At 66.0% G+C, this 24,357-nt stretch carries 23 protein-coding genes and 1 pseudogene; 20 read left to right on the top strand and 4 right to left on the bottom strand.

Annotated features, from left to right (window positions below):
* A pseudogene (locus tag I7S92_RS22145) lies at positions 1-127 on the bottom strand (electron transfer flavoprotein subunit beta/FixA family protein); the annotation flags it as partial.
* 151 nt (positions 128-278) lie between these two features.
* On the bottom strand, positions 279-1,061 hold the full coding sequence (locus I7S92_RS22150) for a DeoR/GlpR family DNA-binding transcription regulator (protein ID WP_354001355.1): 783 nt from the start codon (positions 1,059-1,061) through the stop codon (positions 279-281).
* Positions 1,062-1,283: 222 nt separating this feature from the next.
* Between I7S92_RS22150 and I7S92_RS22155 the strand changes: the two genes are divergently transcribed.
* Genes I7S92_RS22155 through I7S92_RS22185 form a run of 7 tightly spaced genes read left to right on the top strand, consistent with a single transcriptional unit; the run spans position 1,284 to position 12,222 of the window.
* Positions 1,284-2,228: a choline kinase family protein gene (locus I7S92_RS22155; protein WP_197647685.1), complete on the top strand. Its 945-nt coding sequence runs from the start codon at positions 1,284-1,286 to the stop codon at positions 2,226-2,228.
* A 41-nt stretch (positions 2,229-2,269) separates the two neighbouring features.
* A complete protein-coding gene (locus tag I7S92_RS22160) occupies positions 2,270-4,717 on the top strand; it encodes a GcvT family protein (protein ID WP_197647686.1) in 2,448 nt (815 codons plus the stop codon).
* Between the two features lie 53 nt (positions 4,718-4,770).
* Entirely contained in the window at positions 4,771-5,700 is a 930-nt protein-coding gene (locus tag I7S92_RS22165) for an ABC transporter substrate-binding protein (RefSeq protein ID WP_197647687.1), read from the top strand.
* Positions 5,701-5,757: 57 nt separating this feature from the next.
* A complete protein-coding gene (locus I7S92_RS22170) occupies positions 5,758-6,813 on the top strand; it encodes an ATP-binding cassette domain-containing protein (RefSeq protein ID WP_197647688.1) in 1,056 nt (351 codons plus the stop codon).
* Positions 6,810-8,747 (top strand): ABC transporter permease, encoded by a 1,938-nt coding sequence (locus I7S92_RS22175; RefSeq protein ID WP_197647689.1) that lies wholly within the window; start codon positions 6,810-6,812, stop codon positions 8,745-8,747. The genes I7S92_RS22170 and I7S92_RS22175 overlap by 4 nt, the downstream gene beginning before the upstream one ends.
* Before the next feature lie 52 nt (positions 8,748-8,799).
* Positions 8,800-11,214, top strand: a complete 2,415-nt coding sequence (locus I7S92_RS22180; protein ID WP_197647690.1) for a GcvT family protein — start codon at positions 8,800-8,802, stop codon at positions 11,212-11,214.
* A gap of 18 nt (positions 11,215-11,232) precedes the next feature.
* Positions 11,233-12,222, top strand: coding sequence for a choline kinase family protein (locus I7S92_RS22185; RefSeq protein WP_197647691.1), 990 nt, complete (start codon positions 11,233-11,235; stop codon positions 12,220-12,222).
* Between the two features lie 56 nt (positions 12,223-12,278).
* Here I7S92_RS22185 and I7S92_RS22190 read toward each other — a convergent pair whose 3' ends face one another.
* On the bottom strand, positions 12,279-13,055 hold the full coding sequence (locus I7S92_RS22190) for a DeoR/GlpR family DNA-binding transcription regulator (RefSeq protein WP_197647692.1): 777 nt from the start codon (positions 13,053-13,055) through the stop codon (positions 12,279-12,281).
* Between the two features lie 171 nt (positions 13,056-13,226).
* Between I7S92_RS22190 and I7S92_RS22195 the strand changes: the two genes are divergently transcribed.
* The 13 genes from I7S92_RS22195 (at position 13,227) to I7S92_RS22255 (ending at position 24,162) form a co-directional block, all read left to right on the top strand.
* Positions 13,227-14,507 (top strand): class-III pyridoxal-phosphate-dependent aminotransferase, encoded by a 1,281-nt coding sequence (locus tag I7S92_RS22195; protein ID WP_197647693.1) that lies wholly within the window; start codon positions 13,227-13,229, stop codon positions 14,505-14,507.
* Positions 14,508-14,528: 21 nt separating this feature from the next.
* Positions 14,529-16,073: an aldehyde dehydrogenase family protein gene (locus I7S92_RS22200; RefSeq protein WP_197647694.1), complete on the top strand. Its 1,545-nt coding sequence runs from the start codon at positions 14,529-14,531 to the stop codon at positions 16,071-16,073.
* Positions 16,070-16,684, top strand: a complete 615-nt coding sequence (locus I7S92_RS22205; protein WP_197647695.1) for a BMC domain-containing protein — start codon at positions 16,070-16,072, stop codon at positions 16,682-16,684. Before I7S92_RS22200 ends, I7S92_RS22205 begins: the two co-directional genes overlap by 4 nt.
* Positions 16,681-17,145, top strand: a complete 465-nt coding sequence (locus tag I7S92_RS22210; RefSeq protein WP_197647696.1) for a hypothetical protein — start codon at positions 16,681-16,683, stop codon at positions 17,143-17,145. The genes I7S92_RS22205 and I7S92_RS22210 overlap by 4 nt, the downstream gene beginning before the upstream one ends.
* On the top strand, positions 17,142-17,396 hold the full coding sequence (locus I7S92_RS22215) for a EutN/CcmL family microcompartment protein (RefSeq protein ID WP_197647697.1): 255 nt from the start codon (positions 17,142-17,144) through the stop codon (positions 17,394-17,396). Before I7S92_RS22210 ends, I7S92_RS22215 begins: the two co-directional genes overlap by 4 nt.
* A 34-nt stretch (positions 17,397-17,430) precedes the next feature.
* Positions 17,431-17,691, top strand: a complete 261-nt coding sequence (locus I7S92_RS22220; RefSeq protein WP_287865304.1) for a BMC domain-containing protein — start codon at positions 17,431-17,433, stop codon at positions 17,689-17,691.
* A gap of 32 nt (positions 17,692-17,723) precedes the next feature.
* A complete protein-coding gene (locus tag I7S92_RS22225) occupies positions 17,724-18,347 on the top strand; it encodes a hypothetical protein (protein ID WP_197647699.1) in 624 nt (207 codons plus the stop codon).
* An 84-nt stretch (positions 18,348-18,431) separates the two neighbouring features.
* The gene (locus I7S92_RS22230) at positions 18,432-19,562 is read left to right on the top strand and encodes an ABC transporter substrate-binding protein (RefSeq protein ID WP_197647700.1); all 1,131 of its coding nucleotides are present in this window, start codon (positions 18,432-18,434) and stop codon (positions 19,560-19,562) included.
* 65 nt (positions 19,563-19,627) lie between these two features.
* Positions 19,628-20,713 carry an ABC transporter ATP-binding protein gene (locus I7S92_RS22235; RefSeq protein WP_197647701.1) on the top strand — a complete coding sequence of 362 codons (1,086 nt, stop codon included), beginning with the start codon at positions 19,628-19,630 and terminating at the stop codon, positions 20,711-20,713.
* Positions 20,700-21,554, top strand: a complete 855-nt coding sequence (locus tag I7S92_RS22240) for an ABC transporter permease (RefSeq protein ID WP_197647702.1) — start codon at positions 20,700-20,702, stop codon at positions 21,552-21,554. The genes I7S92_RS22235 and I7S92_RS22240 overlap by 14 nt, the downstream gene beginning before the upstream one ends.
* Positions 21,551-22,345, top strand: coding sequence for an ABC transporter permease (locus tag I7S92_RS22245; protein ID WP_197647703.1), 795 nt, complete (start codon positions 21,551-21,553; stop codon positions 22,343-22,345). The genes I7S92_RS22240 and I7S92_RS22245 overlap by 4 nt, the downstream gene beginning before the upstream one ends.
* 26 nt (positions 22,346-22,371) lie before the next feature.
* Positions 22,372-23,151: a 3-oxoacyl-ACP reductase FabG gene (gene fabG / locus I7S92_RS22250; protein ID WP_197647704.1), complete on the top strand. Its 780-nt coding sequence runs from the start codon at positions 22,372-22,374 to the stop codon at positions 23,149-23,151.
* A 60-nt stretch (positions 23,152-23,211) separates the two neighbouring features.
* Positions 23,212-24,162, top strand: coding sequence for a phosphotransferase enzyme family protein (locus I7S92_RS22255; RefSeq protein WP_197647705.1), 951 nt, complete (start codon positions 23,212-23,214; stop codon positions 24,160-24,162).
* Between the two features lie 19 nt (positions 24,163-24,181).
* Here the strand turns inward: I7S92_RS22255 and I7S92_RS22260 are convergent.
* Positions 24,182-24,357, bottom strand: a 176-nt coding sequence (locus I7S92_RS22260) for a transposase (RefSeq protein ID WP_197647634.1), incomplete at its 5' end; no start/stop codon positions are given.

Below are 24,357 nucleotides of genomic sequence, written 5' to 3' on the forward strand. Positions count from 1 at the left end.
CCGCGATCTCGTCGAAAGGGTTCATCGACATCTTCACGTTCGCCAGGTCAACTCCAGACCCGTCCGCCTTGACCCGAACCTTCACGTTGTAGTCGATCACCCGCTTGACCGGGACCAGCACCTTCATGAAACGATCTCCCTGACTTTGAACCTTTCGGGCACGGCCGTGGCTGCGCCGTTGCGACCATGCCACCTGCGCCAGGTTGGCCGGGTCTGTGCAGTGCCACAGCAGGCAATGTTGCACTTGACACAATCTGCGTTGAGAGGCCGCATTTCCCTTACGCTGCGCCGGGTCTTGAGGGTTGCGGCACGACGATCTCGGCGCCGCGGGCGCGGATGGCCCCGGCCAGATCCTTTTCCGGCATCCGGTCCGACACCAGCGCGCTGACCTGCGACCAGTCGGCATAGCGCGACGGAAAGCGGCGGTTGAACTTGGAGCCGTCGGCCAGGATCATGCATTTCTCGGATCGCCGGATCATGCAGCGATAGACGTCCGACCCTTCGAGCAGGGCATCGCTCGCGCCCTCGGCCCCGATGCCGCTGGCGCCCAGGATGCACCAGTCGGCGCTGTAATGTTGAAGGAATTCGACGGTCTGAACCCCGTGCATCGCCCGCTCGCCGGGGTGGAAGACGCCTGGAGCCATCACGATGGTCAGGCTTGGATTGGTTTCAAGCGCGGGGATCACGCCGAGGGAATGCACGATTACCGTGAGGTCCTGGCATTCGTTGGCGATCTGCCGCGCCGCGTGAACGGTGGTGGCGCCCGACCCCAGCATGATCGTCTGGACGTCGCCCAGCAGATCCCGGGCGAGACGCGCGATCAGTTTGCGTTCCTCGACCAGCAGGTCGTTGCGCTGGTCTACGTTGGTTTCCGGCCCGTGGCGCAACAGCGCGCCGCCATAAAGCCGGTCGACCAGACCGAGGTCGGTCAGTTCCTGAAAGTCGCGGCGGATCGTTTCGCGCGTGACGTTCAGCGTGGCCGCGATCTCGCTGATGCGGAGCGTCGGCTGTTCGCTCAGCAGCGCAAGTATCTCCTTGTGACGCAAAGGTTTCTTAGACACAGATCCGATCCTTTCCGCCCGTTCCATGGCTAACTTTCATGATTGGCCCCACGACGCAAGGCCGGTCGCCGGGCGGGATTGCGTTGGTTTGACCATGTCGCGTCCCGACCTATCTTCGCAGAAATTGTGGCATATGCAACATTATCTATTGCTAAGAGCAACAATAATCGGCTTCATTGATGTTGCGAATCGCACCAGAAACAGCATCCGGGGATATGCGCCATGGTTGACCAGCTGTTGGAGAACGCCGCGACTCTCGCCCGCATCGCCAGGCTGGCCTGCTTTGCCGGCGAGGTGCGGACGCGCCCCCTGATCGGCGGATTGTGCAACACGAACTTCGTGGTCGCCGACGACAGGGGCGAGTATGTCGTGCGGATCGGCGGCGACATCTGGGTGCACGGGATCGTCCAGGCCTCGGTCCAGAATGCGATGCGGGCGGCCGGCGATATCGGCGTCACGCCGCACCTGGTGTACGCCGAGCCGGGGCTGGTCGTCACCGACTTCATCCACGGGCGGCCGCTGGTCGCGGCGGATATCGACGACGAGGCAATTCTCGGCGGCTGGGTGGCGCGCCTGCGCGAGCTGCACACGGGCGGACAGGCCGTTTCGGGGGCGATCGTGCACTTCTCCGGGATCCAGGCCTCGCGCCACTATCTGCGCTTCTGCCGGCAGCATGGCAGCACCGTCGGCGGGCTGGATGCGCTCGGCCCCGTGATCGACGCGCTGGAGGCGCGGGTCGGCCCCTATGTCCCGGTCTTTACCCACAACGACGTGGTGCCGCAGAACACGATGGTCGACACGGCGGGTCGAGTGCATCTGATCGACTGGGATTATGGCGGCTTTGGCCATCCCTGGTTCGACGTCGCGGGCCTTGCCACCAATGCCGACGCCACGCCTGATCATGAGGACCGGATCATCGAGCTCTACGCGGGCGAGGTGACGGAGGCCCTGCGCGAGCGGTTCCGGCTGTTCAAGGTCATCGTCAACCTGCGCGAATACCTGTGGGGCATCGTCCAGGACCTGTCGTCCAGCCTCGACGCCGCCATCGTCAGCGCGGGGATGAGCGCCCTCTACCCCGGCGAGACGCCCGGTTTCTCGGGCTATGCCGACATGAACCGCCGGCGGTTCGAGGCCAGCCTCGAGGCCTATCGCCGCCGTCACCCCTGAGCGCCCCGAAGCGCCCCGTCATCAATCCAGGAACATACGGAATGCCCAGCGAATTTCCCACCCAGGCCAGGATCGTCATCATCGGAGGCGGCATCATAGGCTGTTCGACCGCCTATCATCTGGCCAGCATGGGCGTGACGGATGTCGTCCTGCTGGAGCGGAACAGGCTGACCTCGGGGTCGACCTGGCACGCGGCGGGCGCGATCGGGCAGCTGCGGTCCAGCGCGAACATCACGCGGCTGCTGGGCTATTCGGTCGAGCTGTACGACCGGCTTGAGGCCGAGACCGGCCAGGCTACCGGCTGGGTCCGCAACGGTTCGCTGCGATTGGCCCGGACCGATGCGCGGCAGGCGGAATTCGAACGCGCGGCGACGACGGCGCGGTCCTTCGGATTGCGGTTTGACATGATCGGCCCGGACGACGTGCAGAAGATGGTGCCGATCCTGGATCTGGCGGGGATCAAGTCGGCGGCCTTTGTCCCGAGCGACGGGGTGGGCAACCCCAGCGACATCACCATGGCTCTGGCCAAGGGCGCCCGGATGAAGGGGGTGCGCGTCATCGAGGATTGCCAGGTCACCGGGATCGAAACCGCGAACGAGACGGTCACCGCCGTCGTCACCGCACAGGGGCGCATCGCCTGCGAGGTGGTGGTGAACTGCGGCGGCATCTGGGCACCGGAGCTGGGCCGGATGGCCGGGGTCAACGTGCCCCTGCAGCCCGCCTATCACCAGTATTTCGTGACCGAGAAGATCGAAGGCCTGACCCGTCACATCCCGACGATCCGCGATCCCGACTTCCTGACCTATTTCAAGGAGGATGTGGGCGGGTTGCAGATCGGCGGGTACGAGTTCAACCCCATCCCGTTTGACGTGCCGCGCATCCCCGACGGTCACGAGTTCAAGCTGATGGAGCCGGACACCGAGCATTTCGAGCCGCTGCTGCTGAACGCGATGAAGCTGGTTCCCGCCTTGGGCGAGGTCGGGGTCAAGACCTGGTTCAACGGGATCGAGGCCTTTACCGAGGACGGGATGTTCATCCTGGGCGAAGCGCCCGAGGTGCGGAACTACTTTGTCGGGGCGGGGTTCAACGCATTCGGCATCGCCTCGGGCGGCGGCGCCGGCCGGGCGCTGGCGGAATGGGTGCTGGAGGGCGAGCCGTCCTTTGACCTGTGGAGCGCCGACATCCGCCGCTTCGGCGGTCATCACCGCTCGCGCCGGACGGTCATGGCGCGGTCGCTGGAGGGGCAGGCGGGGCATTATGCGATGGGTTGGCCCCATCTTGAGACGACGGCCGCCCGTCCGCTGCGGCGCAGCCCGCTTTACGGGGTGCTGAAAGAGGAAGGTGCGGTCTTCGGTGCGAAACTGGGCTGGGAACGGCCGAACTGGTTTGCGCCGAAAGGGGTGGCCCCACAGGACGAGCTGACCTTCGACCACCCGAACTGGGTGCCGCATGTCGCGGCCGAGCATCGCGCCGTGCGCGAGCGGGCGGGCCTGTTCGACCAGAGCTCTTTCGCCAAGTTCATGATCGAGGGCCCCGACGCCGAGGCCGAGCTGCAACGGCTCTGCGCCAGCAACATGGCGCGCAAGACCGGGGCGGTCATCTATACCCAGATGCTGAACAGGCGCGGCGGGATCGAGGCCGACGTGACCTTCTGCCGTCTGGGACCGAACCGCTATTACATGGTGACGGGCACCGGCTATGGCACGCATGACGCGACGCATCTGCGCCGCAACCTGCGGTCGGAGGCGCGGGTGACGGTGGCCGAGGTGACATCGGCCTATTCCACCCTGTCGGTCATGGGCCCGGCGTCCCGCGACATCCTGCAACCCCTGGCCGAGGACGACCTGTCGAACGCGGCCTTCCCCTTTGCCACCTGCCGGCAGATCTTTGTCGCCGGCGCGCCGGTGATCGCGGTCCGCGTCACCTTTGTGGGCGAACTGGGCTGGGAGCTGCACGTTCCGACCGAATATGCCCTGACCCTGTACGAAGCGATCCACCGGCAAGGCGAAGGCCATGGCCTGGCGAATGCAGGCTATCGCGCGATCGACTCGCTGCGTCTGGAAAAGGCCTATCGCATCTGGTCCGCCGACATCGGCCCCGATTTCACCCCCTATGAGGCCGGGCTTGGCTTTGCCGTCCGGCTGGACAAGGGCAGCGATTTCCTGGGCCGTGACGCCCTGCTGGCCGCCCGGGATCGGCCGCTGTCCCGCCGCCTTGTCACTCTGAGCGCCGACCCCTCGGTCGTGCTGCTGGGGCGCGAGACGATCTATCGCGACGGCCAGCGCATCGGCTGGCTGTCCTCGGGCGGGCTGGGCCACACGGTCGGGCGTGCGATCGGGCTGGGATACCTGCGAACGAACGACGGGCTGGACGACGATGCGGCCCTGCTGGCCGGAACCTACGAGCTTGAGGTCCGCACCCGACGCCTGCCCGCGACACTGCATCTCGAACCGCTCTACGACCCGGCAGGCGTACGCGTCCGGGGCTAGGGACGACCAGTCAGACCACCAACAAAAAACGGATCACAACAGGGAATATCGCGATGAAGAGAGGACTGACCACACTGTCGGCACTGTTTCTGGGCACATTCGTGGCCGGAACGATACCCGCTTTGGCCGAGGATTCCGCCGATCCGATCAAGTTCGTCCTGAACGACTGGACCGGGCAGCTGATCTCGGCCCAGATCATGGGCGAGGCGCTGAAACGCGAGGGCCTGAACGTCGAATATGTCCAGGCGGATGCCATGGCCCAGTTCGTGGGCATGAAGTCCGGCGATCTGCATGTGGCGATGGAGGTCTGGGCGACGACGCAGTCGGATGTGCTGAACGAGGCGGTGGCCTCGGGCCAGGTCGAGAACCTGGGTGAAAGCGGGATGCAGGCCAAGGAGGAATGGTGGTATCCGCTGTACATGAAAGAGGCCTGTCCCGGCCTGCCGAATTGGGAGGCCCTGCTGGAGCCTGACTGCGTGGCGGCCTTCTCGACGCCGGAAACTGCGCCGAAAGGCCGGTATCTTGGCGCCCCCGTGACCTGGGGCGGGTTCGACGAAGAACGGGTGGAAGCCTTGGGCCTGGACTTCGAGGTGATCCACGCCGGAACGGATGCCGCCCTGTTCGCCGAGCTGGAATCCGCCTACCAGCGCAGTGCGCCGATCATCCTGTGGATCTATACGCCGCACTGGGTGCCGGCAGTCTATGAGGGCGAGTATGTCGAGTTCCCGCCCTTCACCCCGGAATGCTATTCGGAAGAGCGCTACGATTGCGGCAAGCCGACCGGACCGATCTGGAAGGCTGCCTGGACCGGCCTGGCCGAGAAATGGCCGACCGCGCATACGGCGATCAGGAACTTCCAGCTGTCTTCCGAGGAAAGCAACGAGCTGATCCGCAGGGTCGATGTCGAGAAAGAGCCTTTGGAAAAGGTCGTTGCCGAATGGCTTGATGCCAATGAGGCGCGCTGGAAGGCCTGGATGCAGTGACGGCACGCGGCCCAGGCCCTGGGGTCCGGGCCGCCCCTGCATGACAGGAGTTCCGATATGTCGAAGACCACCGCCCCAGTGCAGCGCCGGACCAAATTGTCCTGCAGCGAGATCTGGAAGCTATACGGGCCGAACGCGGACCGACCCGCCGCCAGCCGTGACGAAGTGGAAAGCCGCGCCGCCAACGGCCGCTGCTTTGCCGCGCTGAGCGATGTCAGTCTGGATATCGGCGAAGGCGAGATCTTCGTCGTCATGGGCCTGTCGGGGTCGGGCAAGTCGACGCTGCTGCGTTGTCTGGCGCAACTGGTCGAACCGACCTTCGGCAATGTCGAACTGGACGGCCGATCCCTGACCCGCATGGGGCAGGCCGAACTGCGCGAGGTTCGCCGCCACGACATGGGCATGGTGTTCCAGCATTTCGGCCTGCTGCCGCATCTGACGGTGGCGGGCAATGTCGCCCTGCCGCTGAAGATCCGTGGCGAAAAAGCCGAAAGCCGGGACCATGCGGTCGCAACCGCGCTGGAGCTGACCGGCCTTGCCGCGATGGCGGATCGCCTGCCGGCCCAGTTGTCCGGCGGGCAGCAGCAACGCGTCGGCCTGGCCCGCGCACTGGCCGTCGGCCCGGGTCTGCTGTTCCTGGACGAGCCGTTCTCGGCGCTGGATCCGCTGATCCGGCGCGAGTTGCAGGACGAGCTGATCCGGCTGCAGGCGGGATTGCACAAGACGATGGTCTTTGTCACCCACGACTTCTCCGAAGCGGTGCGCGTCGGCGACCGCGTGGCGATCATGAAGGACGGCAGGCTCCGTCAGGTCGGGACGCCCGAGGATATCGTTCGCCAGCCGGCCGACGATTATGTCCGCAATTTCGTCGCCGGCGTTGACCTGACCCGGGTCATCCGTTGCGCCACCGCGGCCCGCCCGGCCAGCCGGAGCGACTATGCCCATGCCGTTTCCGGTCAAGGCCGCCTGTCCGATGCCGCCGAAACGCTGATGGCCGCCGGGGGCGGGCCCATCGCCGTTCAGGGCGAGGACGGGTCTCTGATCGGCGAGATCGACCTGCATGCCGTGCTTGCCGCCGTGTCCGGCAAAAGCCTGGCCGGAGAGCCGGCATGACCCGCTTTCGGCCTCGCGCGATCTGGTTGCTTCTTCCGGCGGCCGTGGCCGCGCTGTGGATCGCGCAGCAGTTTTCCTGGGCCACGCGCTTTCCCAAGGCCTGGGAGCTACCCGTCGCGAAGACCGTGTCGAAAAGCGCAGCGGTGGTGACAGACAACCTGAGCTGGCTGACCCGGCTATTCGCCACGGCGATCGAAGTGCCGATGACCCTGGTCGTCGCCCTCCTGTCCGAAGGCGGCGCGCTGACGCTGGGCGGGTTCGCGCTGGATCTGCCGCCGCTGTCGTGGAGCGGCCTTGCGCTGGCGGTGGTCTGGCTGGGTTGGCGGACCGGCGGCCCCGGGCTGGCGCTGCTGCAGGCGCTGGGATGCGCCTATCTGCTTTTCTTCGGCCAGTGGTCGGCGGCGATGCTGACGCTCGCCTCGGTCGTCATCGCGGTGCCCTTTGCCCTGGGTGCGGGGGTCGTGCTGGGGATCGTTGCCTGGCGGATGCCGCGGCTGGACCGCTGGCTGGTCACGCCGGTGCTGGACCTGATGCAGACCGTCCCCGCCTTTGCCTATCTGGTGCCGACGCTGGTGCTGTTCGGCTTTGGCCCGGTTTCGGCGCTGATCGCGACGGTGATCTTTGCCCTGCCGCCGATGGCGCGGGTCACGACGCTGGCCCTGTCGCGGCTGCCGGGGGCGATCACCGATCTGGCCGCGATGATGGGCTGCACGCGGGGACAGGCGCTGTGGCGGGTGCTGCTGCCGGCCGCAATGCCGATGCTGCTGGTCGGGCTGAACCAGACGGTGATGATGACGCTGAACATGGTCATCATCGCCTCGATGATCGGGGCAGGGGGGCTGGGCTTCGACGTGCTGCTGGCGCTGCGCCAGCTGGACATCGGCCGCGGGCTGGAGGCCGGTGCGGCAATCGTGGTGCTGGCGATCATGCTGGACCGTCAGGGGCGTGTCCTGGCCTCGGGCTGGAGCCGCGGGCAGGCCGTGTCCCGGCGGCGGGGCCTGGGGCTGGTGCTGGTCCTTGGCGCGCTGCTGGGCACGACGCTGCTTGGCCAGATCCATGCCCCGTTGCGCGCCTTTCCGGAAAGCTGGCAGGTCACCACGGGGTCCACGATGGACAGCCTTGTCGCCTGGCTGAACGTCAACTTCTTCGACACGATCGAGGCGGTCCGGGTCTTTCTGCTGATGAACCTGATGAACCCGATCCGGATCGCCCTGGCCAGCGCGCCCTGGCTGGGGGTGATGACCATCGTGGCGATGCTGGGCTGGGTCCTGGGCGGCTGGCGGCTGGCAGTCCTGGGTCTGGGGGTCGGCGGTTTCTGTCTGGTCACTGGCCTGTGGGACGAGACCATGACGACGATCTACCTGTGCCTGACGGCGGCGATCCTTTCGGTCTCGCTCGGCGTTCCTCTGGGCATTGCGGGGCATCGCTGGCCGCGTTTCGGCAAGCTGCTGACCCTGGCAGTCGAGCTTTTGCAGACCATGCCCAGCTTTGTCTACCTGATCCCGGTCGTCATGCTGTTACGGGTGGGCGACGTATCGGCCATGATCGCCATCGTCGCCTTCGCGGTGACGCCAGTGATCCGCTACACGATGGCGGCGTTCGAGGCGGTTCCCCCGGCCCTGACCGAGGCCGGAACGGTGATGGGCTGCACTTCGGGGCAGATGCTGCGCCATGTGCAACTGCCGGTGGCGCTGCCCACCATCCTTTTGGGCATCAACCAGTGCTTCCTGTTCTCGCTGGCCATGGTGGTGATCACCGCCCTGGTCGGAACGCGGGACCTTGGCCAGAAGGTCTATATCGCCCTGACCAAGGCCGATGTCGGATCGGGACTGGTGGCCGGGCTGTGCCTTGGGCTGGTCGGCATCCTGGTCGACCGGCTGTTTCGGGCCGCAGCCGCCCGCATCGCCCCGCAGGAACCCAGCTCTCATGCCTGAGGCCGCGCGCGGCGCGGCCCGGGCCCATCTTCACAAGGCAGGTCTACAGGAAATGCTACCTCAATCAGCGCAAATCGTGATCGTCGGCGGCGGAATCATCGGCTGCTCCATCGCCTATCATCTGGCAAAGGAGGGCGCCACCGATGTGGTCGTGCTGGAACAGTTCCAGCTGACGCATGGCGCGACCTGGCATGCGGCCGGCGTGGTGGGACAGCTGCGGAATTCCCAGAACGTCACCCGGATGCTGCGCCGCAGCGTGGCGCTGTACGCCACCCTGCAAGAGGAAGCCGGGCAGGCCATCGACTTCAAGCAGGTGGGCTCGCTGCGGATCGCCTCGTCCAAGGACCGGATGAAGGAGTTCCGCCGCTCGGCCACCACGGCGCGGTCCTTCGGGATGGAGATGGACATCCTGACCCCGAAAGAGGCGCAGGACATGTTTCCCATCATGTCGCTGGACGGGGTCGAGGGCGCGACCTTCATCGCCTCGGACGGTTATGTCGACCCGGCCAGCCTGTGCCAGGCGCTGGCAGCCGGTGCCCGGGCGCGGGGCGTGCGCTTCGTCCAGGGCTGCGAGGTCACCGGCTTTGGCATCGAGAACCGCCGCATCACCCGGGTGCGCACCGCGCAGGGCGATGTCGCCTGCGAGACGGTGGTGAACTGCGCCGGGATGTGGGGGCATGAGCTGGGCAAGATGATGGGCAGCCGGATTCCGGCCTTTGCCGTCGAACACCAGTACCTGATCACCGATCCGATCCCCGACCTGCCGAAGGGCATGCCGACGGTGCGCGACCCCGACCTGCTGCTGTACTGGAAGCCGGAGACCCGCGGCATCGTCGTCGGCGGCTATGAGCCCGACACCCTGGCCTTTGCCCGCAACGGCATTCCGTCCGGATGGGACATGCGCCTGCTGCCCGACAATTTCGAACGGTTCGAGCAGCTGGCCGTCAATGCGGCCCGGCGGACCCCGGTCGTGGGTACGGTCGGCGTGCGCCAGATGATCAACGGCGCGATCCCGATTTCGGCGGACGGCGATTTCGTGATGGGCAAGGCGCCCGAGCTGGACAACGTCTTTGTCTCGGCCGGCTTCGTATATGGCATCGCCGCCGCCGGTGGCGCGGGCGCGGTGATGGCGGAATGGATCCTGGAGGGGCGACCCGCCAATGCGCTCTGGCCGCTGGACGTGCGCCGGTTCTCGTTCCACCACAACACGCGGTATTTCATGTACGACCGCGCGGTCGAGATCTATGCCCATCACTACAAGATGAAATGGCCGACCGAGGAGCTGGAGTCGGTCCGCCGCATCCGCAGCTCGCCGCTGTATCCGCTGCTGAAGGAAAAGGGCGCGGTCTTCGGGTCGCGGGCGGGCTGGGAGCGGCCGAACTGGTTTGCCCCGGCGGGTGTCGAGCCGGTGGATAAGCCCTCGTTCGACTGGCCGAACTGGCATGTCCATGTCGCCGCGGAACACCGCGCCGTGCGCGAGGGCGTGGCGATGATCGACCTGTCCTCCTTCGCCAAGATGGAGGTGATGGGGCCGGGCACGCTGGCCGCGCTGCAACGGTTGGCTGTCGCCAATGTGGACCGCCCGGTCGGCAGCGTGATCTACACCCAGATGCTGAACGAAACGGGTGGGATCGAGGCCGACCTGACCCTCTGCCGGCTGGGGGCGGAGCATTTCTATGTCGTGACCGGCACGGCCTTTGGCGGGCATGATTTTGGCTGGATCCGGCAGCACCTGCCGCAGGACGGGCCGGTCCATACGATCGACGTCACCTCGGGCTGGGCGGTGATCAACCTGTGCGGCCCCAGGTCGCGCGACGTGCTGGCCGCCGTGGCCGAAGAGGATGTGTCGGGCGCTGCCTTCCGTCACGGGCAGATGCGCAACCTGACGCTGGGCGCCGCGCCGGTCCGGGCCATGCGCGTGTCGTTCACCGGCGAACTGGGCTATGAGCTGCATGTCCCGACCGAATATGCCGCGCATGTCTATCGCGTGTTGTCCGAGGCGGGCCAGCCGCAGGGTATCCGCGACATCGGCTATCGCAGCCTGAACAGCCTGCGGATGGAGAAGGGCTTTATCGTCTGGGCGGGCGATGTCTCGCCGGACTACACGCCGTTCCATGCCGGGCTGGACCGGCTGGTGTCCTGGAAGAAGGGCGACTTCATCGGCCGCGCCGCGCTGGAACGGATCCGCGATGCGGGTGGCCCGGATCGCCGCCTGTGCACCTTTGTGCTGGATGTCAAATCCCCCGTACATGGAGGCGAATGCATCCTGCGCGACGGCAAGGTGCTCGGCGTCACCACCTCGGGCGACTTCGGCCATACGGTCGGAAAGTCGATCGTCTTTGGCTATGTCCCCGCGGCCGAAGCGGGCCATGCGGACTTTGAGGTCGAGGTCTACGGCGAGCGGATTGCCGCGCGCCGCGTCGATGGCCCGCTCTACGACCCCGAGGGGTTGCGGATGCGCGGCTGAGCCAAAAAGGAGAAGAAAATGACACAACAGGGACTAAACACCGATGCGGAAGAGCGCGATCGCCAGATCCGCGCCCGGGACCTTGCCTCGCGGCACATCTTCGAGACTCCCGTTGACCCGTCGACCATTGGGATCGAACCGCTGGCCGGGATGACGAACCGCAACTATCTGGTCACGGTGAACGGCCAGCGGTTCGTGGTCCGCATCCCGGGCGCGGGCACCGAGGATTACATCGACCGCAAGGCGGACGAAGAGGCCGGGCGGCTGACCTCCTCGCTGGGGGTGAACGCACCGCTGGTCTGGTACGATCCGGCGACCGGCGCGCAGATTACGCGTTTTGTCGAGGGTGCGGTGCCGATGAACCCCGAGATCCTGCGCGATCCCCGCGCGGTGTCCGAGGCGGCCCTGGCCTTTCGCACGCTGCACACCTGCGGCAAGAAGCTGCGCAACGATTTCAACGAAAAGACCGTGGCGCAGGAATATCTCGACCTGCTGTCGGCCCGCAACGCGCGGATGCCCGATGGCTATGCCCAGGTCCAGGAAGAGGCCGAGGTGATCCGCAGCGCGCTGCGTGCGACGGCGCCGGAGCTTGTGCCCTGCCACAATGATCCGGCGCCCGAAAATCTGGTCTACACCGGCACGCGCGCCCATATCCTGGACTGGGAATTCGCTGGCAACAACGATCCCTTCTGGGACATCGCCGACCTTTCGGTCGAGGCCGGCTTTACCGAGGCGCAGGACCGCCAGTTCCTGGAGGCCTATCTGGGCCGGTTGCCGACCGACGGCGAATATGGCCGGGTCATGTGCTACAAGGCGCTGGCCTTCCTGCTGTGGACGCTGTGGGGCTGCCTGCAGGAAGCCAATAAGAACCCCCGGCCGGCCTATCAGTTCAAGAGCTACTGGGACTATGCCATGGACCGTTTCACCCGGTGCCAGGCCATCATGCGCGCCCCGGAGTTCCCGGCCCTGCTGGAGGCCGTGCGGCGCTCGGTTCCCGCGACGGCCTGATCCCGTGGCATCTGCCAAGGAACCGCCCCCGGTCCGAGCGGGGGCGGCTTTTTTGTTCAGCGGCCTGTGCTGTCGGACCCAGAGTTGTCGGGCAGGATGATCTGCGCCCCGGCCTCACGCATCGTGAGGTACAGGTCTCCTTCGGGCATCCGGTCGGTCACAAGGCTGATCCGGTTGCTCCAGCTGCTGAGCAGCGTCAGGGCGCGCTTGCCGAACTTGGAATGGTCGGCAAGCACGACGACGCGTTCCGCCGTCCGCAGCAGCGCGCCATAGATCTCGCCGACCTGCAGCATCGCCTCGCTGATCCCGGCGGCGGCCAGGCCCGAGGCGCCGATGATTGCCACCTCGGCGCGATAGCGCTCCAGCGCGCGGATTGTTTCGGGACCGTAGACCACCCGTTCCTGCGGTTCGAAGATGCCGGGCAGAAGCATGACCTCGATCAGCGGGTTGGCGGACAGCTCCACCGCAATGGGGTAGGCGGGGGTGATGACAGTGCGGCGCTGCTGGGTATCGCGCAGGGCTCGGGCAAAGGTCAGCATGGTTGCCCCGCCGCCCAGAACCAGCGTTTCGGAATCGCCAAAGCGGTCCACGGCCGTCTCGGCGATGGCCCGCCGTTCCGCCACATGCAGGGCCAGACGCTCCGTCAGCGCCGGCTCGAATCGGCTGCCTGCGCTGACCGCGCCGCCATAGGTGCGGCTCAGCCGGCCGATCTGGTCCAACTCGGCCAGGTCGCGGCGGATGGTCTCGGTCGAGACTTCAAGCTGGTCTGCCAACTGGTTGACCCGAAGAGTCGGGTTGGCCTCCAGCACCGCCAGGATTCGGGCGTGGCGCATTTCCTTGCGCGATCTCGTCGGTTTCAAGCGGACCCCCCGGAGCTGCTGCGCCTGCCAAGGTTTTGCCGAAGCCGTTCGCCGGCTTCAATCATTTTTTTGCCCGATTGCCAACATTTAGTGTTGCCAGTCACACATTACGATGACAGTCTTCGGTCAAACGGAGGTACGCTCGTGTTCAACTACGGATTCTTCAACTTCGATTCGAAGGCCGAGCTGCTCGACAAGGCGATCGAATACTGGAACCCCGGCAAGACCAAGTTCTGGCAGGATGCGGGCATCGATCTGGTGATCGACCGGCGCGAGGGCTACTTCCTTTACGACATGTCCGGCCGCCGGCTGATCGACCTGCATCTCAATGGCGGGACTTACAATTTTGGCCATCGCAACCCCGAGCTGGTCGCCACGCTGAAGTCGGCGCTGGACTATTTCGACATGGGCAACCATTGGTTTCCGTCGGTCGCACGGGCGGCCTTTGCGGAAAAGCTGGTCAAGACCGCGCCGGGGATGAAATACGCGATCTTCGGCGCAGGCGGCGCCGAGGCTGTGGAAATCGCACTGAAGACTGCCCGATATGCCACAAAACGCCGCAAGATCGTGTCGATCATCAAGGGCTACCATGGCCATTCGGGCCTGTCGGTAGCGACCGGCGACGACCGTTTCTCGAAGATCTTCCTGGCCGACCGGCCCGAGGAATTCGTCCAGGTCCCGTTCAACGACATCGACGCGCTGGAGCGCGCGCTGCGCGGTCGCGACGTGGCGGCCTTCATCATCGAGACGATCCCGGCCACCTACGGCTTCCCGATGCCCAACGACGGTTATCTGAAGGCCTGCCAGGAGCTGTGCCGCCGCTACGGCACGCTTTACATCGCCGACGAGGTGCAGACCGGGCTGATGCGCACCGGGATGATGTGGGGCTGGCAGTCCTATGGGCTGGAGCCGGACATGTTCGTCACCGGCAAGGGCCTGGGCGGCGGGATCTACCCGATCTCGGCCTGCGTCGTGACCGAGAAATGTGGTGGCTGGCTGCATGAGGACGGGGCTGCGCATATCAGCACCTCGGGCGGGTCGGAGCTGGGCTGCGTGGTGGGCCATCAGGTCATCGACATCCTGCAGCGCCCCGAGGTCATCTCGAATGTCCATTTCGTCGCGGATTTCTTCCACCGCAGCCTGAACCAGATGATGGCCGCCCACAGCGATGTCTTCGTCGGCATCCGCCAGCGCGGGGTGATCCTTGGGCTGGAGTTCGACCACCCCGAGGGTGCGGTCGCCGTGTCTCGCGCGCTGTATGAAAACGGGGTCTGGGCGATCTTCTCGTCGCTCGACAAGCGGGTGTTGCAGTTCAAGCCGGGCGTCCTTCTGGACGTCGCAACCTGTCAGGAAATCGTCGACCGGATGGAAGCGGCCATGCCGCGCGTGCGGGCGCTGTTGCGCAGCCCGCGGCGGGCCGCCTGATCCGGGAGAAGGGGGATGCAGATGCAGCTTCACGAGGACGCGCCACGCCTTGTCGTGCCCGACCGGGCCGAGGCCACCGCGCGGATGAAGATCGACCGGGCCGGTTGGGCGGTCAGGTCCTATGCCCGCTTCGACCGGGCCGCAGTCATGCGCGTCACCCGCGCCGTGGCCGAGGCGGCTCACAAGGCGGCGCAGGAATATGCCGAATGGGCGGTCCGCGAAACCGGCATGGGCGTGGTCGAGCACAAGCGGCTGAAGAACGAACTCTCGGCCCATCCGCTGGTAGATTTCTACGAGAATACCGATCTGGTGAACCCGCGTGTCGATACCGGCCGCAAGATGGTGGAGATCCCGAAGCCCGCAGGGGTGGTCCTGGCGCTGACTCCGGCGACCAATCCCGTCTCGACGCTGTATTACAAGGCGATCCTGGCACTGCTCAGCCGCAATGCGGTGATCTTCAGCCCCCATCCGTTGGCCAGGGCCTGCTGCGCCCATGCCGCGGCCCGGCTTGAGGCGGCGGCGGTAGCGGCGGGGGCCCCGGCGGGGTTGATCCAGTGTATCGAGGAGCCCTCGGTTCCGCTGGTGCAGGCGCTGATGGCCTCGCCCAAGGTGCAGGTGATCCTGGCTACGGGTGGTGGTCCGATGGTGCGGGCGGCCTATTCGTCGGGCAACCCGGCGATCGGCGTGGGGCCGGGCAATGCGCCGGTCTATGTCGATCCCACGGCCGACCAGACCCTTGCCGCGCAGCGCATCGTCGACAGCAAGGCCTTCGACAATTCGGTGCTGTGCACCAACGAAAGCGTGCTGATCTCTCTGGCCGAGAACGCCAACCGGCTGGAACGCGGCCTGCGCGCGGCCGGGGCGCATATCCTGTCGGAGCCAGAGGTCGGCAAGCTGCGGGCCTGGCTCTTCCCGCATGGCCATCTGAACACGGCGGCCGTGGGAAAAAGCGCGGTCTGGATCGCGCAGCAGGCGGGCCTGCGGGTCGTGCCCTCGACCAGGGTGCTGATCGCTCCGGTCGCGCAGGTCGGCCTGGACGAGCCGCTGACCCGCGAAAAGCTGTGCCCGGTCCTGGCCTGGGCCACGGCCGAGACTTTCGAGCGGGCGACGGGCATGGCGCAGATGATCCTGCGGATGACTGGCGCGGGCCATTCGGCGGCGATCCACTGCGAGGACCCGCAGAAGGCGATGGATTTCGCCGCCGCACTTTCGGTCTACCGGGTGGTGGTGAACGCCCCCTGTTCGCAGGGCGCGGCGGGCTTTGCCACGCATCTCGCGCCGTCCTTCATGATCGGCACCGGCTATTTCGGCCGCTCGTCGGTGGGCGAGAACATCGGGCCGCAGCATCTGGTGCACTGGACGCGGCTGGCCTGGAATTCGGACGCCTCGGTGCAGATGGGCGATTTCGGCGCGGTGCGCGCTCCCTTCGAGGGACAGGCTCCCGCGCCGCGTCCGGCGCCCGCCCCGGCAGCGGCCCCCCTGGCCGAGGCCGGCGGGATGGATCGCGACATGCTGCGCCAGCTCATCCTTCAGGAACTCCGTGAACTGACCCGAGGCCAGTCGTGACCGATCTTCGCGCTTTCATCTTCATCGACCAGCTGCAGCCGCAGACCCTGGCCTATACCGCAACCTGGATGCGCGGCACCTTGCCGCGGGCCCGCATGGCGGCCCAGATCATCGAGATCGCGCCCGGCCTCGACATCGAGGCGCTGACCGACACGGTGCTGAAAAGCGCCGACGTGCGGGCGGGCTTTCTGGTGGTCGAACGCCAGTTCGGCACGCTGCAGTTCCATGCCTATTCGACGGCCGAGGTGCAGGCCGGGGCCGAGGCCGCGCTGCATGCCATGGGCAAGCGCCGGGACGAGGCGGAAAAGCCCAAGATCATGGCGTCGAAGATCGTCACCCGGGTCGACGACCAGCACGCCTTCCTGATGAACCGGAACAAGACCGGCTCGATGGTCCTGGGCGGGGAAAGCATCTATCTGCTGGAATGCCAGCCGGCGGCCTATGCGATCCTGGCCTGCAACGAGGCCGAGAAAGAGGCCGACATCAAGGTCATCGACATGCGGATGATCGGTGCGAACGGCCGGCTCTACCTGGCCGGGACCGAGGCCGACGTGCGCAATGCCCGTGACGCGGCGGAACGCGCCCTGCGCGATGCGGGGGCCACCGGATGACTGATCTCCGCGCCCTTGTCCGCGAGCTGCTGTCCGAGGAGATCGCCGCGATCCGCGCCGAGCTTCTGGGTGGCTTGCAGGTGGAGCGGGTCCGGGTCAACTCGGGCGCCGATCTGACGGACTTTGCGCAGTCGGTCGCGCGCCGCGCCCAGGACCCGGCCTTTGCCGCCGCCCTGCGGGATGGACGCCTGCGCTTTGAACTGGACGGGCCTGGCTGCAGCGCGCCCGCACCCGCCCCGGCGGCTGCACGGATTCCCGTGGCGGCGCAGCCCATGGCCCTGGTGACGACGGTTCCGGCTGCGGTGCCGGAGCTGCGCAAGGGGCTGATCACCGAGCGCGATATTGCCGGGATCGCAGAGGGTGAAACCCGCCTGCGCCTCACGAAATCCGCGCGGCTTACCCCGCTGGCCGGCGACGAAGCCCGCCGGCGCGGCATCAGGATCGAAAGGACACTGGCATGATACGGGCACGCGTCAGCGGCAGGCTGTGGTCTACCCGGCATATCGGCACGCTTCCCACCGGGGCGCTTCTGGAAGTCGAGACGGAAACCGGGGCGAAGCTGGTCGCCTTCGATCCGCTCGGCTGTGCCGAGGGCGAGGCGGTGCTGATCACGCAAGGGTCGGTCGCAGCTGCCTATTTTCCGGAAAGATCGGCGCCGATCGACGCATTGATCATCGGCTCGATCGACGAGCAAGACACGAAACGCAAGTAAGGGAGTTCTCAACATGGCAAATCTCGCAATCGGAATGATCGAAACCAAGGGCTATGTCCCCGCCCTGTCGGCGGCCGACGCCATGGTCAAGGCGGCCAATGTCGAAATCATCGCCCGCAATGAAGTCGGCGGCGGTCTGGTGTCGGTGGTGGTGCGCGGCGATGTGGGCGCGGTGAAGGCCGCGACCGAAGCCGGGGCCGAGGCGGCCGCGCAGGTCGGCGAAGTCACCGCCGTCCACGTCATTCCGCGCCCGCACCCCGACCTGGCCAAGCACTTCGAAGCCATCAAGGCCTGAGCCCGGCCGCATCCCAAACCAAGGACTGAGGCATGACAGAGCTTCGCGTCTATCTCCCCATCGAGGATCTCCAGCCCCAGTTTGCGGCCTATCTTTCCTCGCCCACCCGGGCGAGGGGATACCCGCCCTTCGCCGGGCAGCATTCGCTGATCATTGAGGTCGCACCGGCGCTGGCGATCCACCGCATCACCGACCTCGCGCTGAAATCGGCGCCCGAGATGGAACCGGGGATCCTTTATACCGAACGGCAGTTCGGGCTTCTCGAACTGCACTCGGACCGGATGGAAGATCTGGATTCGGCCGGCACGGCGATTCTGGAGGGAATCGGGGCGAAACCGGAAGACCAGCTGAAACCGCAGATCCTCTATCACGACATCATCGAGGACCTGTCGGACCAGCATGCGATTATCCTGAACCGTTCCCGCGATGCGTCGATCCTCGTGCCGGGGGTTGCGCTGCTGATCTACGAGATGGCGCCCGCGCTGTTCGCCTGCGTGGCCGCGAACGAGGCCGAGAAGGCCGCCCCGAATGCTGTCATCAACGACGTGCAGATGATGGGCGCGACGGGCCGGCTGTTCATGTCCGGCACGCTGGACGACATGCGGATCGCCCGCGATACGATCACGGCAAAACTGGAGGCGATCCAGGGACGATAAGCCTGCCGCCGCTCCGCAAGGGGCGGCGTGCCCAGACAGAGCGGATCAACCGCCAGGGTCACCAATCAAAACAGGGAGAAGAAGATGATCAACAGACGCCAATTTACCTTGGGCGCGGCCGGTCTGGCCGGGCTTTCGGCCATGTCTCTGCCCCGCATGGCGCGGGCCGGGCGCGCCGATCGACTGAACATCCTCTGCTGGGAGGGTTACAATTCGGACCAGGTTCTGAACCCCTTCCGCGAGTTGTACCCCGGTGCGACGGTGCGGGCAGAAAGCGGCACCTCGGACCCCGAGATGATCAACCGCCTGCGCGCGGGCGAGATCGGCACCTGGGACCTGATCAACGTCAACCAGCCCTGGGCGCGGGGCGAGATGCTGCGCGACAACCTGATCCGTCCGCTGAACAAGGATCGGTTCCTGCCCTATTTCGAGAAGATGACGCCCGAATTCTCGAAGCCCTATCCGCTCGCCTTTGCGGATAACGGCGACCTGCTCGGCATGCCGCAGCGCTATGGGCCGTTCTCGTTTGTCGTGAACACCGACAAGATCAGCCAGGACATGGCCGAGGACCAGGGCTGGAGCCTGTTCCTCGATCCGGCGATGCAGGGGCGCTACGGGCTTCTGACCTATGACAACTGGAACGTGATCCACCTGTGCCTTGCGGCCGGCATCCATCCGTTCCAGCCGGTCGAAGGCGACGCGCTGCAGAAATTCACCGACACGGCCAAGCAGATCGTGGCGGGCGCCAAGCTGATGACCGACGATCTGGTGGCGATGAACACCGCGCTGATCAATGGCGAGATCGACTGCTACTTCACCGGCGGGACCTATACCGCTTCGCCCGCCCGCTATGACGGCGCGCTGTTCGTGCGTGGCATCACGCCCCGCAGCGGCCCGATCGAGGGCAAGGGCGGCGCATCCTGGGTCGAGCTGACCTCGGCGGTGAACAACCCCGATCCGTCCGATCTGGCCGAAGAATTCCTGGAATTCGTCCAGAAGCCCGAGATCGCCGAGGTCGTGGCCTTTGCCGAAGGCACCTACAACCCGGTGGCCCAGATGGGCAATCCCGAGGTGATGGCGCGCTTCGACGACGAGAAGCTGGAAGCGATCCAGTTCGATACGCTGGAAGAGGAAATGTCGCGCTGCCTCGAATTCGACGTGGTGCCGTCCTACGACGAACTGCTGGCGGTCTACGTCGCCGCCCGTCGGGGCTGACATGTCCCGGCCCGCCGGCTGGTCCGGCGGGCTGCCCTTTCCTTCAACGCCAAGAGTAGACCCGGATGGCCGCGAAACCTTTCGTGCAGATCGAGAACGTCACCAAACGTTTCGGGCGCTTTACCGCCCTGGACCGGATCAACCTGGACATCTCGGAAGGTGAGTTTCTGACCATCGTCGGCCCATCGGGCAGCGGCAAGTCGACGCTGATCCGGCTGCTGGTCGGGATCGACGACGTGACCGAGGGCACGATCAGCCTGAACGGCACCCGCATAGACACGATGCCCGCCAACAAGCGACCGACCTGCATGGTCTTTCAGTCGCTGGCGCTGTTTCCGCACATGACCGTGGGGCAGAACATCGAATTCCCGCTGAAGCTCAGGGGCGTCGCGCCCGCCGACCGCCGCACCCGCGCGATCGAACTGCTGGCGCTGCTGCGGCTGCCGGAAAGCTATTACGGCAAGCGCATCTCGCAATGTTCGGGCGGCGAGCGGCAGCGCGTGGCGCTGGCCCGGGCGCTGGCCTTCGACCCGCAGATCATCGTCTTCGACGAACCGCTGTCGGCCCTGGACTACCGCCTGCGCAAGACGCTGGAGAAGGAGCTGAAGGACCTGCACGCCCGCACCGGCAAGACCTTTGTCTACATCACCCATTCGCTGGAAGAGGCCATGGTGATGTCGGACCGGATCGCCATCATGCGGTCGGGCCGGTTCGAACAGATCGCCACCGCCGAGGAAATCTATTCCCGCCCCATCAGCCGCTTTGTCGCCAGCTTCATGGGCGAGGTGAACCTGTTCCCGGTCACGGGCCGCGCCGATGGCACGCCGGACTGGCCGGCCGGAGCGATCGGCGCCCGGCCCGGCGCACTGGCGGTGGCCCCGGGCTGGACCGGCGTGCTGATGGTGCGTCCCGAGCTGGTCCGTTTCCTGGACGCGGGGCAGGCCGCGGATTTCACCCTGTCCGGCACGCTGACCGCCGAATATGCCCTGGGGTCCCGTATCCAGTATTCGGTCGACACGGCCGCCGGTCTGGTGACCGTCGAGCGTCCCTTCGAAACCCGCCTGACCGCGCCGGTCGGCACCCCGGTCACGCTGGGCTGGGATCGTGCCGCCGTGCATCTGATCGCGGAGGCCGCCGATGGAACGGCTTGAGCGTCGCCTGGGCCTGCTGTCGGCCCTGCCGATCGGCATCCTGCTGCTGCTGAGCTTCGTGATGCCGCTGCTTCTGGTCGCAGGCTTTGCGGTGATGCCGCAAAAAGTGTTCGAACTGGCGCATCTGCCGGACTTTTCCTCCTTCGCGGTGATCTGGGAGCAGGGATATTACAAATCCCTCCTCCGCTCGCTGGGGTTGGCCTTTCTGACCACGGTGATCCTGTTCCTGGTCAGCTGGCCGCTCGCCTATGGCATGGCCAAGGTCTTTGGCCGGTTCACGCTGGTCATCACCATCCTGGTCGTCCTGATCCTGTTCGTGTCCGAAAACATCCGCCTGTTCGGCTGGAGCCTGTCGCTGATGAAGGGGGGCCTGCTTGAAGGCTATCTGCGGGCGTGGTTCGGCTTCAGCTTCGAGACGCCGCTGTACGACTGGCCGGTGATCGTCTTCGGCATGTGCTATGTCTATTTTCCCTTCATGCTGTTCCCGCTGGCGCAGGGCATCTCGCTGGTGCCCGACGATGCGCGGCTGGCGGCTTCGGATCTGGGGGCCAGCCCGGCGCGCATCCTGTTCGAGATCGAGATGCCGCTGGCCGCACCGGGGATCATGGTGGGCTGCCTCTTGACCTTTGTCCTGTCCGCCGGCGCGGTGGCCGAGGCCAAGCTGCTGGGCGGCCGGTCGGTGATCGTGCTGACCGATGACGTCGAAAGCGCCTTTACCTTCGGCCAGAACTGGCCGCTCGGCTCGGCCCTGTCGCTGACGCTGATCGTCATCGTCGCGCTGCTGGCCCTGGTGCCGATCAGCCGGATCGACCTGGACGCGATCATGGGGCGCAAGAGATGAGGCAGGTGTCCCGATCGACCCGGATCGCGCTCTATCTCTACGGTGCCGTGATCCTCTCCCTGCTCTATCTGCCGCTGGTCTCGGTGGGCTTCGCCTCGGTTTCGAAGGCGCGCTACCTGAGCTTTCCGATCAAGCGCTATACCAGCGAATGGATGACCGCCGCCGTCACCAGCCCGACAGTGCACGAACTGGTTCTCACCTCGCTGAAGATCGCGGTGTCGGTCACGATCCTGTCGATGGTGATCGGCTTCTTCGGCGCGCTGGCCTTTGCCCGGTTCCAGTGGCGCTATCGCGGGCTGTTCCAGAAGATCATCCTGCTGCCGATCTTCTTTCCGCAGACCGTGCTGGGTCTGGCGCTGCTGATCTGGTTCTCGGCCCTGGGGATCACGCCCAGCTGGAAGACGGCGGTCGTCGCGCATCTGGTCTGGATCGCACCGATCACCACGCTGATCATCGCCATCCGCGCCTATGCCTTCGATCCCGCGCTGGAGGAGGCCGCGCGCGACATGGGAGCCTCGACCCTGACCGTGCTGCGCGAGATCACGCTGCCGCTCCTGATGCCGGGGATCGTCTCGGCCGGGCTGTTCGCCTTCCTGCTGTCCTGGGGCAACTTCCCGCTGTCGCTGTTCACCACGGGCGTCGATGCGACCCTGCCGAAATGGCTCTATTCGCGGATGGTCTCGGGCTATACGCCGCAAATTCCGGCACTGGGCGTGCTCTCGGTGATCGGATCCACGCTGCTTGTCGCGGTCGGGCTGGTGCTGATGCGCTGGATGCGGCCGCGCGACTGAAACAAAGAAGAAAAGGGGAGGATACCATGCTGACATCACTGAAGGGCCGGAGCGTCATCGTCACCGGGGGCTCCAAGGGCATCGGCCGGGGCATTGCCCGCTGCTTTGCGCGCGCCGGGGTCAAGCTGACGATCGCCGCCCGCCACAGGGCCGAGATCGACGATGCGGTGGCCGAGATGAACGCGCTCGGCGCCACCGCGCGCGGGGCGATCTGCGACGTGACCGATTACGACAGCGTTCGCCGCATGGTGGACGAGGCCGCGGCGGCGCAGGGCGGGCTGGATGTGCTTTGCGTCAACGCCGGCATCTTCCCGCAGGTCAAGATGGTCGACATGTCGCCCGAGGACTGGGACCATGTGATGGCCACCAACCTTCGTTCGACCTTCTTCACGGTCAAGGCCGCGATCCCGCATTTCGAGAAGGCCGGCAAGGGCCGCGTCGTCGTCACCTCCTCGATCACCGGGCCGGTCACCGGCTATCCCGGCTGGTCGCATTACGGTGCGTCGAAGGCCGGGCAACTGGGCTTCATCAAGACCGCCGCGATGGAGCTTGCGCGCTACAACACCACGATCAACGCGGTGATGCCGGGCAACATCATCACCGAAGGGCTGCAGGGCCTTGGCGAGGATTACCTGAAGACCATGGCCAATTCGATCCCGCTCAAGCGGCTGGGCGTGGTCGAGGACATCGGCAATGCGGCGCTGTTCTTCGCCTCGGACGAGGCAGGCTACATCACCGGCCAGCAGATCGTCGTGGACGGCGGCCAGATCCTGCCGGAATCGCTGGAAGCTCTGGCGTCGATCTGAGGGGGTTCCATGCCGGCCGACACCATACCTTTGCAGGATCTTCTGCGCCACCTGGACCAAATGGCGAATGCCTCCCTGCCGCTCTGGCCGGTGCCCGAAGGGGCAAAGGCGCGGCTGATCAACGTCTCGGAAAACGCCACCTATCTGGTCGAGGCCGGGGAGTTCCGCTCGATCCTGCGCATTCACCGGCCAGCCTATCACAGCCGCCGGGGGATCCAGCAGGAATTGGCTTGGTCGCAGGCGCTGGCGACCGACAATATGGTCCTTACCCCGCCGCCCATCGCCGGAAGGAACGGCGCTCTTGTGCAGGAAGGGCATCACCCCGCCCTGTCCGCGCCGCGTTTCATGGTGATGTTCGCCTTCGCCCCCGGCCGCCAGCCCGATGAAAACGAGGATCTCGCCGGCCCCTTCGAACGTCTCGGGGCCATCGCCGCGCGGACCCATATGCACTCGCAGGGTTGGCAGAAACCTGCCCCCCTGGAGCGGCTGCACTGGGATGCCGACGCCGTCTTCGGCCCGCAGGCAAACTGGGGCGACTGGCGCGACGCGCCGAATGTCACTCCCGAGATCCGTGCGGTGCTGGAAGATGCCCAGGCCCTGATCTGCGATCGCCTCGCGGCCTTTGGAAAGGGGCCCGAGCGCTTCGGCCTGATCCACGCCGACATGCGGCTGGCGAACCTGCTGATCGAGGGCGAGACCACGCGGCTGATCGACTTCGACGACTGCGGCTTGGGCTGGTTCCTTTATGACTTCGCAACCGGCATCAGCTTCATGGAGGATCATCCCCAGGTTCCCGCGCTGCGGCATGCCTGGGTTCAGGGCTACCGTTCGGTCCGCCCGCTGTCTGACGAGGAAGAGGCCGAGATCGACACCTTCATCATGCTGCGGCGCATGGCACTCCTCGCCTGGATCGGCAGCCATATCGAGGCTCCTGAACCGCAGGCGATGGCGCCGCATTTCGCATCCGGAACCGCGAAACTGGCCAGGGAATACATCGCGCGCTTTTCCTAGGCTCCAGACTCATTGATCGTCAAAGCCAGAACATGACGGTTGCGGCGAGAGCGACGGCGGACAGGAAGGTCGTGGCGCATCTGTCGTAGCGTGTGGCGATGCGGCGCCAGTCCTTCAATCTGCCGAACATGATCTCAATCCGGTGGCGGCGGCGATAGCGCCGCTTGTCGTATCGAACTGGCTTGCCGCGGGACT

Source organism: Tabrizicola soli (assembly GCF_015999335.1).
Lineage (GTDB): Bacteria > Pseudomonadota > Alphaproteobacteria > Rhodobacterales > Rhodobacteraceae > Tabrizicola > Tabrizicola soli.